Genomic DNA, 11927 nt, shown 5'->3' with positions numbered 1-11927 from the left:
TATTTCCGTCGGTATTAATTGGAGTGACAAAGGTAAATATGGTCACGCTGCTGCTGCATATCGCAGTGATAACGGACCGAACCATTTTGGACCGTAATATTTTTCAGCACGACGTTAGAATTAATGGCAAATAGCCCATTAGGGTGCACGGTATCGTTGGTCTCTTTAATTGTTCCACTAACAGGTTGCCCCTGTGAGTCTTTAAGAAAACCGTTGTAAAGAATGTCTAGCGTAATATCAGCTTTACTAACAAATACCTGACCTGGATGTGCGCGGACAATATTCACCGGTAACTGAATATTCATGTCCAGATCACTGCGATTATTATGTGTCCGAACAAAGAAACGGTCTTGATAGCGGGGAATAGGTATGGCGTAAAGGCCACCGCCGGTTATTGGATTCCCTTCTGCGTTGAAGCTGTAGGGAGTGCCTGATAATTCAGGTGTTTTGATCAGCAATGCTGAGCCACTATAGCTACTGCGCCCTAACGCCGCCCCTTGTGGACTGATGGCTACCATACCGCTATAGCTAATACCGCCGTTGGCTATCTTGTTATCTACCCCCATTCGGGCCGAAATATCTCCACGACTGCCGCTACGTTGGGCAAAAGTACCGATGCCATTAGATTTCCCACTGGTGCTGCCACTGATACCCAAAGAACTGGTGCCATGGTTATCGGTAAATTCTTTTTGATAATTGGCACTGGTGCTTAGTTGTTGTCGGGTATAGGCGCTGTTGATGCTGGCGCTACTTTGACGCAGAGACAGCGTGGTATTTATAAACACCCCGTAGTTGTTTTGGCTATGCCATTGCCCACCTTTTTGTGCGCCAACGGACAGATTTAAGCCAAATTGCGGTTGTCGCCAGTTCCAACTGCTTTGAATACGATGCTGTTGGTTATTCTTATACTGATTGAATTGGTAACTGAGCTGAGTTGGTCCAACGCGACGGCTATAAGAAGCTGAAGTACTGCCGGAACTTGGTGCGTATATTGATATATCCGGCGTTTGATAGCGCGCAACAGATAGATATCCCACCGTAGAATTGCCGCCATTTAGGCGCAGATAACCGCCACTACGTTTCTCTCCAGACATCACACCTAAAGTCGGGGTGATATTAAGAGAGGATATACCTAATGGATGCGATATGTTCCCTTCGGCTGCCCAGTGGCGCGCATCATCAGCCAGTAGCGAGATATTGGTTTGAATATTTTGTATGGCCATGCTGCGGCCAAATTGTGCCAGATGGTGAGGTTTATTTTTGTCTCTTTTTGCACTTTTACCCATGGTCAGGAACCAACCATGATTAGTTTGTGTGCCGATATTACTGATGGTTTGGCTTTCCTGACTGACAACGCGACCAGTATGGTCCACAAGGCGAATATCAATATTGTAGTAACCACCGGGGAGCCGGTTATAATCAATTTCGTTGCGGCCCAATTGTGCGGGAATACGGCGGATCAATTGGTTATCACGGTAGATTTCATAATCACCATCAACAGTGGCATATAACACTAAGCTGCCCGCCGAGGGCTTATCCAGCGCTAAATAGCTCTGGCTACCTAAGGTGATAAATTGGTCTAATGCTGGATTGATCAGGGTATGAATACTACCCGCGCTGTTATCGAGATTATTTTGTTTACCCGTCCGTAAATAGAGGGCTTGGAAGTTCTTTTGTAGATACCAACTGCCCATCCCGATTTGTGTTTGCTGTTGGTACTGTGATTGGCCTGCGAACGGGTAATGGTTCTTGGTGCGAACGCTGTTATAAAACCACTGCACAAAACCATAAGATTGCAGGGGTAGCCCAAGATAACCCTGCCCACGGGCAGACATGGCACTGTAGTTTCTTGCGGTCATACGTACGTCAAAAGATTGGTTATGAACTAAGCCCCAAGTCGTAACCGGCATCAAATAGCGGCTATTGTTATTGGTGATAGTGACAACGTTATTCACCTTATCCAACATGACGCGATGGTTTGACAAAATATAGTCGCAGCCATTTTCACATTGCAAATAAGGAATTTGAGGTAAAATCTGTTCTAATAATGCAATTGAAGGCTCATCAATGTGGTTATTACGGTATTGCTGCGGGTCGAAGCTTAATGCATTCTTACTTTCTGAGAAAAATATTGGGCCAGGTAATGCTTTACCATCGAATATACCAAGCAATTGCAGTGTTTTATGCTCGTCAATAGCTGAAAAACCCGCAGGAACTAAATGCTCAATAGTGATATTTTGCGCATATATTGAATTGGATGTTTGTAGTAATAGAATAAATAAGAGTGCCGGCCTGGCTATTATAGTGTTTTCCATTGAATTATATTCCACTATTAATGATTTAATTTTTTTATAGAGGCATATTTCCCCGACGAATATATTTATTTGTGCTAATGGTTTTCATTAAACCACTATGTTATATATTGAAGTCAAAGGGTAATACAGTCAGGAAGTTAGCCTCCTGACTGTATAGGTTAATTAAACAGGCATGTACTATGTATGATTAAACTCCAGCCTCAATACTAAGCTTTAGAGTTCCAGAATAAACTTCATTTTCTTTAGCATTATCTGGTTGTTCGGCTGTTATATTGAGCGTGTCTTCGAACTTATTAGCAGCCAAATCAAACTTCTGCGCCTGATCGATAGTTAATGTTTTACCTGCAAGTTTCACCGTCACGCTCTTAAATTCTTTATTATCCCCACTGGTTTTTTCTTGTAGAATAAGCCCATCTTTGTATGTGATATTAATAGAATCCCCTGTATTACTTTCTATGCTAATACGCTCCTCGAATGTATGTTCTTTGTCAGCAGAATTATACTTCAACTCTAAATTATCGTTCCCAAACGGAGCGCCTTCACTGTTTAAAATGATAATCTCACCATTAATTGTTGCACTGACGGGGATGTCTTTTTCTATCGGAGCAGCATAAGCAGCCATGCTACCGACTAATGTTGCCATAGTTATAATAGATAATAGAGTCTTTTTCATCGTGGATACCTAATAGTCCTTTGTATAAAATTCTATTCAGAATGAATAGCCGTTATTTCCTCTAGCGGTTCTTGTGGGTTATATTATCGACGATAACGAGGGCGTTAATACAGTCTTATTAATATCGAGCCTCACAAGGCGAAGAGACAGTAACATGTCAGATAAAGGTGGTTCAATAATGATTCAACCAATTTAAGGAAAGAAAATTAAATTGGCTGGGGTAATTAAATAAATTCCTAATTGATACTTTAATTTTTATTATATCGTTGGATAAACCTTATTTTAGCGGTCAATGAATTTAGCAGAAATACTAATTATATTCGTTACTCGTCGTGGCATTAAAAGCTAATTTCGTTTCTGTTCTGATTTCTTTGTCATTTTTCTGTCACGTGAAGGTTATATTTCTGTCATGAAATGGTGTCATGTTTGCTTTCGAACAAAAACTGATTTATTTCGCTCACCAGCAGCAATTCATTGAAGTGAGCCATACAGATTTATTCAGGGGCTAGATATGTTTAACAATACTATTCGTAAAACGTCGATTTGTATCGCGCTTACCTTGGCATTCAGTGCCAATGCAATGGCTGTCACTGAGATTCCTTTCTGGCATTCAATGGAAGGGGAGTTAGGTAAAGAGGTCGATTCATTAGCGGATCGTTTTAACCAGTCACATACCGATTATAAGATTGTACCGGTCTATAAAGGTAACTACGAACAGAGCTTGGCCGCAGGTATTGCTGCTTTCCGTTCAGGAAAAGCCCCCGCTATTTTACAAGTTTATGAAGTCGGTACCGCGACAATGATGGCCAGTAAAGCTATCAAGCCGGTATTCCAGGTGTTTAAAGATGCGGATATCAATTTTAACGAATCCGTCTTTGTGCCAACAGTGGCAGGTTATTACACTGATGCCAAAACTGGGCACTTATTATCGCAGCCATTTAATAGCTCCACGCCGGTGCTGTATTACAATAAAGATGCTTTCAAGAAAGCGGGCTTGAACCCTGACCAACCGCCTAAAACCTGGCAAGAACTGGCGGAAGATACCGCTAAGTTACGCGCTGCTGGCTCAAGCTGTGGTTACGCCAGCGGCTGGCAGGGTTGGATTCAAATTGAAAACTTCAGTGCCTGGCATGGTCAGCCGATTGCCAGCCGCAATAATGGTTTTGATGGCATCGATGCGGTGCTGGAGTTCAATAAGCCATTGCAGGTTAAGCATATTCAGTTGCTGTCAGATATGAACAAGAAAGGTGATTTCACCTATTTTGGCCGCAAAGATGAATCAACCGCCAAGTTCTATAATGGCGACTGTGCGATTACCACCGCCTCTTCTGGTTCACTGGCCGATATTCGTCATTATGCCAAGTTCAACTATGGCGTCGGCATGATGCCTTACGACGCAGATGCTAAAAATGCCCCACAAAACGCCATTATTGGTGGTGCAAGTTTGTGGGTGATGGATGGCAAAGACAAAGATACCTATAAAGGCGTGGCGGAATTCCTGCAATATCTGGCTCAACCGGAAATTGCTGCTGAATGGCACCAAAAAACCGGTTACCTGCCGATTACTACTGCAGCTTACGAGTTGACCAAACAGCAAGGCTTCTATGATAAGAATCCGGGCGCTGATGTTGCCACTCGTCAAATGCTGAATAAACCGCCATTGCCTTATACCAAAGGCTTGCGTCTGGGCAATATGCCACAGATTCGTACCGTGGTAGATGAAGAGCTGGAAGGAGTGTGGACGGGTAAGAAAACACCTCAGGAAGCTTTGGATACCGCAGTGAAGCGGGGTGATGTGTTGCTACGTCGCTTCGAGCAAGCGAATAAATAACGTTATTTGGCTATTTTATTTGCCAGTTTGGGCTTGCGGTCTGCGCAGCCAAACTGGCTGTGCCTGTAATGCCAAATAGTGTTGTGCAGTCATCAGCATTTAGTTCGATAAACGGTTAACTCTATGTCATCTTCCCGTCCCGGTTTCTCCTGTAGTTGGTTGCCTTATTTGTTGGTATTACCCCAACTGGCAATCACCGCGGTTTTCTTCCTATGGCCTGCCGGTGAAGCATTGTGGTATTCGGTGCAAACACTGGACCCCTTCGGCCTCTCTAGCCAATTTGTCGGGCTGAGTAACTTTATTCAGCTATTTCAGGATGAATACTATTTAGCTTCCTTTTACACCACGCTGATTTTTAGCTCTTTGGTGGCGGGGATCGGTTTGGTTGTATCGCTATTTCTGGCGGCCATGGTGGATTACGTCCTGCGTGGCAGCCGTATCTATCAGACGTTAATGATTTTACCTTATGCTGTGGCCCCTGCGGTGGCGGCGGTATTGTGGATTTTTCTGTTCAATCCAGGGTTAGGACTGATAACTCACTTCCTCGGCACCCTGGGTTACACCTGGAATCATGCTCAAAATAGCGGGCAGGCAATGTTTCTGGTGGTGCTGGCTTCCGTGTGGAAGCAGATCAGTTATAACTTCTTATTTTTCCTCGCAGCACTGCAATCCATCCCGCGCTCTTTGGTCGAGGCCGCTGCTATTGATGGCGCTGGGCCAGTGCGTCGCTTCTTCAATTTAGTGTTGCCGCTGATTTCTCCGGTGAGTTTTTTCCTGCTGGTGGTGAATTTGGTGTATGCCTTCTTTGATACTTTCCCGGTCATTGATGCAGCGACAGGGGGAGGCCCGGTACAGGCAACTACGACTCTGATTTATAAAATTTACCGTGAAGGTTTTGCCGGGCTGGACTTATCCAGTTCTGCTGCCCAGTCGGTGGTGCTGATGTTGCTGGTGATTGGCCTGACGGTTATCCAGTTCCGTTTTGTTGAGCGTAAGGTGCGTTACCAATGATTGAGAATCGTCGCGGGCTGGATATTTTCTGTCATGTCATGCTGATTATCGGCGTGCTGCTGATCCTGTTCCCGCTGTATGTGGCTTTTGTGGCGGCGTCGTTGGATGACACGCAGGTTTTTCAGGTGCCAATGACTCTGATACCTGGCCCTCATTTATGGCAGAACATTAGCCATATTTGGCACGCCGGTGTGGGCAACAACAGCGCCCCTTTTGGATTGATGCTGTTTAACAGTTTTGTGATGGCTTTGGCGATTACCATCGGCAAAATCACGGTATCGATGCTATCGGCCTATGCCATCGTTTACTTCCGTTTTCCGCTGCGAAATCTATTTTTCTGGTTAATTTTCCTCACCTTGATGTTGCCGGTAGAAGTGCGAATTTTCCCGACTATTCAGGTGATTGCGAACCTGAATATGCTAGACAGCTACACCGGCTTGACGTTGCCACTCATGGCATCCGCCACCGCCACTTTCTTATTCCGCCAATTCTTTATGACTCTGCCGGATGAGTTGTTGGAAGCAGCCCGTATTGATGGCGCTGGTGCTATGCGCTTTTTCTGGGACATCGTTTTGCCGCTGTCAAAAACCAATTTGGCGGCGCTGTTTGTTATCACTTTTATCTATGGTTGGAACCAATATCTCTGGCCAATTCTGATTACCAGCGATGCCTCTATGGGGACGGCGGTAGCAGGGATAAGAAGCATGATTTCCACCTCCGGTGCGCCAACACAGTGGAATCAGGTGATGGCGGCGATGATCCTAACGTTAATTCCACCGGTCGCGGTGGTCCTTCTGATGCAGCGCTGGTTTGTACGCGGCCTGGTAGACAGTGAGAAGTAATCTGATATGGCATGTTTAAAGCTTCAGGCAGTAACCAAATCTTATGACGGCGTCACGCCGGTGATTAAACAGATTGATTTAGATGTTGCCGACGGTGAGTTTATCGTCATGGTCGGCCCGTCCGGTTGTGGTAAATCAACACTGCTGCGCATGGTGGCAGGGTTGGAGCGCACCACCAGCGGCGATATCTATATTGATAATCAGCGAGTGACCGATTTGGAACCCAAAGACCGTGGTATCGCCATGGTCTTTCAGAATTACGCGCTGTATCCCCATATGAGTGTGTTTGACAACATGGCTTACGGGCTAAAAATTCGAGGTTTTGGTAAAGAACAGATCCGCCAGCGGGTGGATGAAGCGGCACGTATTTTGGAGCTACAACCACTGCTGAAGCGCAAGCCACGCGAGCTTTCTGGTGGTCAGCGCCAGCGCGTTGCTATGGGCCGGGCTATTGTGCGCGAACCGGCGGTGTTCCTGTTTGATGAGCCACTTTCTAATTTGGATGCCAAATTACGGGTGCAGATGCGCCTTGAACTGCAACAATTGCATCGCCGACTGAAAACTACCAGTTTGTATGTGACTCATGATCAGGTTGAGGCCATGACGCTAGCCCAGCGGGTGATTGTGATGAACAAAGGGATTGCGGAGCAAATTGGCACGCCGAGTGAGGTCTACAAACAGCCGGCTTCACTGTTTGTCGCCAGTTTTATTGGTTCGCCAGCGATGAACCTATTAGCCGGAACGGTTAGCCCAGATGGGCGCGCGTTTATTTTATCTGATGGAATGGCTTTGTCGTTGGAAGTCCCGCGGCCACAATGGGCTTCTCGGCGCTTGACCCTGGGTATCCGTCCAGAGCATATTCAGCAAACAACTTCAGCACTGGGTGTGCCGATGGCGTTATTAACTCTGGAATTACTCGGGGCGGATAATTTGGCGCACGGGCAGTGGGGTGGGCAGAGCATTATTGCTCGGTTATCCCATGAAGAAATGCCAGTGGCGGGCAGTATGCTCTATTTATATCTGCCCTCAGCAGCGCTGCACTTTTTTGATTCAGAAAGCGGATTACGGATGGAATCATGAGTAAAAACTGGCCTTATCCTGCTATTGTTGCCCATCGTGGGGGCGGCTCATTGGCACCAGAAAATACCTTGGCAGCCATTGATGTCGGCGCCAGTCACGGTCATAAGATGATCGAGTTTGACGCAAAATTATCGCAAGACGGCCAGATATTTCTGCTCCATGACGATACGTTGGAGCGAACCAGTAATGGCTGGGGCGTCGCCGGGGATTTACCTTGGGAAAAGCTGATTCAACTGGATGCGGGTGATTGGTATAGCACCACATTTCGAGGTGAGCGCTTACCTCTGCTCTCTGACGTTGCTGCTCGTTGTGCTCAATACGGCATGGCCGCTAATATTGAAATTAAACCGACCACCGGCACTGAAATCCCCACTGGGCGAGCCATTGCGCTAGCGGCTCGCGCGTTGTGGCAAGGTCAGGCGATACCGCCACTATTGTCGTCTTTCTCATTTGATGCATTAGCCGCCGCGCAGCATGCTGCACCTGAGCTGCCGCGTGGCTTATTACTGGATCAATGGGATGATAATTGGCAGGCGATGACCCGCCAGTTGGATTGTGTTTCTTTGCACATTAACCACAAGCAACTGACGGCAGAGCGGGTGGCATTACTCAAAGCTGCTGGGTTACGTATTTTGGTCTATACCGTCAACCAGCCAGCCCGGGCGAAAGAATTGTTAAATTGGGGCGTTGACTGTATCTGTACTGACCGTATAGATTTAATGGGTACAGACTTCTACCTTCGTACTTGAAGTCACTGGGTGTTAGCCGCACTCACTCACCCGAATCACATACTTGAGTATGTGATTCGGGATTCGTTCATTTGCTGCCTACCTGTAACTCCAATGACGTTGGTATAAATAAAACGGAAAACAGAACAGGTCAGCCACTCTTACATTTACGGGCTGACCTGGCCCGGTTTGACAGGACGTTAACCATGCCCGCCTTTGTTATTTCGCTTTGGCACCAGATTGTATTGTCTTCACCGCTATTTGTTTTGCTCGCACTGGGCTACTGCTTAGTACGATTTGGCAAGTGGCCGTCTACCATCACTGATGGTCTAACCCGTTTTGTTTTCTCGCTCGCTTTACCCGCCATGCTATTTCGCATGATGTGCGATTTCTCCGAACGCCCAGCGGTTGATGCTCGCCTACTCATTGCCTATTTTGGCAGTTGTCTGGTGGTGTTTGTTATCGGGCGCATTGTGGCTAACCGGGTATTCCATCTGGATGGCGTGTCCGGTTCGGTATTTGCCCTCGGGGGGATTTTTTCCAATAACGTGATGCTGGGGCTACCGATCGCGACCCTGATGTTGGGTGAAAAAGCTATCCCGGCAGTGGCATTGGTCTTGGTATTTAATGGCCTGATTTTATGGACATTAGTGACTATCTCAGTGGAGTGGGCGCGCAATGGTTCACCAACTTTGGCCGGCTTTGCCAAAACAGCCCGTAGCGTGCTGACCAATCCACTGATTATTGGGATTATCTCGGGCACCTTATTCAGCTTAACCGGTTTGCAACTCCCGCCGGTTATCGACCAACCCGTCACCATGTTAGGCCAAATAGCCCCGCCGCTGTCGTTAATCGTGTTGGGGATGGGGTTGGCGGAATACCGTGTGACTGACGGCTGGCAAATCAGCAGTGCCATCAGTTTGCTCAAGTTAATTGTGCAGCCCATGGTAATTTGGGCGCTGGCATGGTCCATGAATCTACCAGCACTGGAAACTCAGGTGGTGGTATTGCTGGGCTCAATGGCAACTGGCGTGAATGTTTATTTGATGTCGCGTCAATTTAATGTGCTGACCGGCCCTGCGGCCGCCAGTTTAGTGATGTCCACCGTGCTTGCGGCGGTGACTACGCCGCTGATCCTGACCATTATTGGTGCCGGGTTGTAACCGCAGGCGCGGTACGATCTAGTGGGTTATTTGATTGAGATTGCAACGGAGTCAGGGATTTAGGGGCCGACAGGCGTTGCTGGTCGCGATCATATTGCCGCTGTTGCTGTAATCGGCGCTGCTCTTGTTGCTGATTATTCAGCATGCGCTGTTGCTGCTGTTGCGTGCTGCGTTGATTGAACAAGTGCTGTTGTTGCTCAGTGGATAATACCGCGCTGGGCTGCTGCGCCCAGTTGACTCCGGGTAGAACCAGTAAAATTGCGCAAAGATAATGACTTTTTTTCATCGGATGGCCCCCATTCAATCTCTATTTTGGCCGCATAACCTCATTTCAGCGACTGACTGAGAGGTGAATGTTATTCATGTGGTTGTTTATTGACCTTATGTAAACCTAGTTCGTGTAAAAACTTTCTCCCGCTTCCGCTACAATTGCACTTTATCACCTCAAAGAGCCAACTTACTGTGTTTTTACTGGTCATTACCACCATCTTATGGGCGTTCTCTTTTAGCCTAATTGGCGAATATCTGGCAGGGCATGTGGATAGCTGGTTCTCTGTGCTGATGCGTGTTGGCTTGGCGGCGCTGGTCTTTTTGCCCTTCTTGCGTTGGCGCAATATCCACTGGCGGGTGATCCTGCTGTATATGATTGTGGGCGCAATTCAGTTAGGTATCATGTACTTGTTCAGCTTCCGCGCGTATCTCTATTTGACTGTGCCGGAATTTTTGCTGTTCACCGTGATGACTCCACTGTATGTCACGTTAATCTATGATTTGCTGCGCCGTCAGCGCCTGCGTTGGAGTTATGCCCTAAGTGCATTGCTGGCGGTGGTGGGGGCGGCCATTATTCGTTATGACCATCTGAGCGAACACTTTTGGTGGGGGCTGATGCTGGTTCAGGCGGCAAATATCTGTTTTGCCATTGGCCAAGTGGGGTATAAGCGCTTGATGGAAGTCCACCCAATCCCGCAGCATGTGGCATTTTCATGGTTCTATGTCGGTGCTCTGATTGTAGCGGTGGTGGCTTGGTTCGCCTTTGGTAATCCACAGAAACTGCCAACGACATCGTTGCAATGGGGGGTATTGGTTTGGCTCGGTGTGGGGGCTTCAGCTCTGGGTTACTTCATGTGGAACTATGGTGCGACACAGGTAGATGCCGGCACCTTGGGTATCATGAATAACGTGCATGTTCCGGCTGGGTTACTGGTGAATCTGGCCATTTGGCAAGAGAAGCCCCATTGGCCCAGCTTTATCATTGGGGCAATTGTGATAATGGCTTCGCTATGGGTACACCGCCGTTGGGTCGCTCCGCATTCTTTACAAACGGCAGATGATCGCAAGCGTGCTGCCGAGCCGAACGAATAAAAGCTTCAGTGACCGGTTGGCGCTGCTCCCCATCACGGACGGCAGCGTATAACCGGCTCCATAACCCATTCCCCAGCGTTTTTGTTACCACTAATCCCTGACGTTCGAAGCTCTCTACCACCCAGTGTGGCAGGGCGGCGATACCCATGCGGGCTGATACCATCTGAATCAGTAGTAGGGTGTTATCCACATTCTTCAATTGGGGATTAATCCCCGCCGGTTGCAGGAAATGTCGCCAGACATCTAATCTTTGGCGCTGTACCGGGTAAATCATTAACACTTCTTGCGCCAAATCTTCTGGCTCAATGCGGGCTTTATTGGCTAAAGGATGGTCTGGAGCCAGTACCAGACGTACTTCAAAATCAAACATAGGTGAATAGTGCAGGCCACTGCGCGGCAAAATGTCCGAGGTTAGCACCAAGTCCAGCTCTCCTTGCTGCAACGCCGGTTGCGGATCGAAAGTCACACCTGATTTGAAATCCATCGCCACTTGCGGCCAGTTTTTGTGGAAGTTATCCAACGCTGGCGTCAGCCATTGAATACAACTATGGCACTCAATGGCGATACGCAGTGCAGTTTGGTGCGGTTCGTTACACGTTTGCAGGGCTTGCTTAATTTGTGGCAGCACCTGTTCTGCCAACTGCAATAGGATTTCACCTTGTGTGGTGAAACGTAGCGGCTGGCTTTTTCGCACAAACAGACGAAAACCCAGACGTTGCTCCAGATCGCTGAATTGATGGGACAAGGCCGATTGGGTCTGATGAAGTTGTGTCGCCGCCGCAGCCAGTGAGCCGGTATTACGCAAAGCTTGCAGGGTGCGTAAGTGTTTCAGTTCGATCATGAGAGTCCTTCACAGTGACAGTGAACAAATTGCGCTTGTGGATTATACAGTACCTGCGGATTATGGATGTGTAAACATCTG

11 protein-coding genes are annotated in these 11927 nt (G+C 47.6%); 7 read left to right on the top strand and 4 right to left on the bottom strand.

Features of this window, described 5'->3' with window-relative positions; translation table 11 throughout:
- Positions 1 to 14 precede the first annotated feature (14 nt).
- Together N0H69_RS20720 and N0H69_RS20715 are read right to left on the bottom strand one after the other, a co-directional pair.
- Positions 15 to 2315: a TcfC E-set like domain-containing protein gene (locus tag N0H69_RS20720; protein ID WP_253272126.1), complete on the bottom strand. Its 2301-nt coding sequence runs from the start codon at positions 2313 to 2315 to the stop codon at positions 15 to 17.
- A 187-nt stretch (positions 2316 to 2502) separates the two neighbouring features.
- A complete protein-coding gene (locus N0H69_RS20715; RefSeq protein WP_050135713.1) occupies positions 2503 to 2988 on the bottom strand; it encodes a CS1 type fimbrial major subunit in 486 nt (161 codons plus the stop codon).
- 511 nt (positions 2989 to 3499) lie between these two features.
- Between N0H69_RS20715 and ugpB the strand changes: the two genes are divergently transcribed.
- From ugpB to N0H69_RS20685, 6 genes are all read left to right on the top strand, one after another.
- Positions 3500 to 4819, top strand: coding sequence for a sn-glycerol-3-phosphate ABC transporter substrate-binding protein UgpB (ugpB, locus tag N0H69_RS20710; RefSeq protein WP_050152137.1), 1320 nt, complete (start codon positions 3500 to 3502; stop codon positions 4817 to 4819).
- Between the two features lie 123 nt (positions 4820 to 4942).
- Positions 4943 to 5830, top strand: coding sequence for a sn-glycerol-3-phosphate ABC transporter permease UgpA (ugpA, locus tag N0H69_RS20705; RefSeq protein ID WP_050109757.1), 888 nt, complete (start codon positions 4943 to 4945; stop codon positions 5828 to 5830).
- Complete coding sequence (gene ugpE / locus N0H69_RS20700; protein ID WP_050109758.1) at positions 5827 to 6672, top strand: sn-glycerol-3-phosphate ABC transporter permease UgpE; 846 nt, start codon at positions 5827 to 5829, stop codon at positions 6670 to 6672. The genes ugpA and ugpE overlap by 4 nt, the downstream gene beginning before the upstream one ends.
- Positions 6673 to 6678: 6 nt before the next feature.
- Positions 6679 to 7752: a sn-glycerol-3-phosphate import ATP-binding protein UgpC gene (locus tag N0H69_RS20695; RefSeq protein ID WP_050152136.1), complete on the top strand. Its 1074-nt coding sequence runs from the start codon at positions 6679 to 6681 to the stop codon at positions 7750 to 7752.
- A complete protein-coding gene (gene ugpQ / locus N0H69_RS20690; RefSeq protein WP_050152135.1) occupies positions 7749 to 8501 on the top strand; it encodes a glycerophosphodiester phosphodiesterase in 753 nt (250 codons plus the stop codon). Before N0H69_RS20695 ends, ugpQ begins: the two co-directional genes overlap by 4 nt.
- Positions 8502 to 8686: 185 nt before the next feature.
- Positions 8687 to 9643, top strand: coding sequence for an AEC family transporter (locus N0H69_RS20685; RefSeq protein WP_050123875.1), 957 nt, complete (start codon positions 8687 to 8689; stop codon positions 9641 to 9643).
- Here N0H69_RS20685 and N0H69_RS20680 read toward each other — a convergent pair.
- Entirely contained in the window at positions 9624 to 9929 is a 306-nt protein-coding gene (locus N0H69_RS20680) for a hypothetical protein (RefSeq protein WP_050152134.1), read from the bottom strand. The genes N0H69_RS20685 and N0H69_RS20680 overlap by 20 nt on opposite strands.
- 176 nt (positions 9930 to 10105) lie before the next feature.
- Between N0H69_RS20680 and N0H69_RS20675 the strand changes: the two genes are divergently transcribed.
- Positions 10106 to 11005 (top strand): carboxylate/amino acid/amine transporter, encoded by a 900-nt coding sequence (locus tag N0H69_RS20675; protein WP_050123874.1) that lies wholly within the window; start codon positions 10106 to 10108, stop codon positions 11003 to 11005.
- Here the strand turns inward: N0H69_RS20675 and metR are convergent.
- Entirely contained in the window at positions 10893 to 11846 is a 954-nt protein-coding gene (metR, locus tag N0H69_RS20670; RefSeq protein ID WP_050109768.1) for an HTH-type transcriptional regulator MetR, read from the bottom strand. The two genes, N0H69_RS20675 and metR, sit on opposite strands and share 113 nt — an antisense overlap.
- Positions 11847 to 11927: the final 81 nt, after the last annotated feature.

Source organism: Yersinia alsatica (genome assembly GCF_025133195.1).
In the GTDB taxonomy this organism is placed as follows: domain Bacteria; phylum Pseudomonadota; class Gammaproteobacteria; order Enterobacterales; family Enterobacteriaceae; genus Yersinia; species Yersinia alsatica.
The sequence above is the reverse complement of the archived record's forward strand: the minus strand, read 5'-3'. Positions and strand labels throughout refer to the sequence as shown.

Coding starts and splice junctions, on each gene's coding strand:
- N0H69_RS20720 (WP_253272126.1), bottom strand. CDS start 2,315: ATGGAAAACACTATAATAGCCAGGCCGGCACTCTTATTTATTCTATTA.
- N0H69_RS20715 (WP_050135713.1), bottom strand. CDS start 2,988: ATGAAAAAGACTCTATTATCTATTATAACTATGGCAACATTAGTCGGT.
- ugpB (WP_050152137.1), top strand. CDS start 3,500: ATGTTTAACAATACTATTCGTAAAACGTCGATTTGTATCGCGCTTACC.
- ugpA (WP_050109757.1), top strand. CDS start 4,943: ATGTCATCTTCCCGTCCCGGTTTCTCCTGTAGTTGGTTGCCTTATTTG.
- ugpE (WP_050109758.1), top strand. CDS start 5,827: ATGATTGAGAATCGTCGCGGGCTGGATATTTTCTGTCATGTCATGCTG.
- N0H69_RS20695 (WP_050152136.1), top strand. CDS start 6,679: ATGGCATGTTTAAAGCTTCAGGCAGTAACCAAATCTTATGACGGCGTC.
- ugpQ (WP_050152135.1), top strand. CDS start 7,749: ATGAGTAAAAACTGGCCTTATCCTGCTATTGTTGCCCATCGTGGGGGC.
- N0H69_RS20685 (WP_050123875.1), top strand. CDS start 8,687: ATGCCCGCCTTTGTTATTTCGCTTTGGCACCAGATTGTATTGTCTTCA.
- N0H69_RS20680 (WP_050152134.1), bottom strand. CDS start 9,929: ATGAAAAAAAGTCATTATCTTTGCGCAATTTTACTGGTTCTACCCGGA.
- metR (WP_050109768.1), bottom strand. CDS start 11,846: ATGATCGAACTGAAACACTTACGCACCCTGCAAGCTTTGCGTAATACC.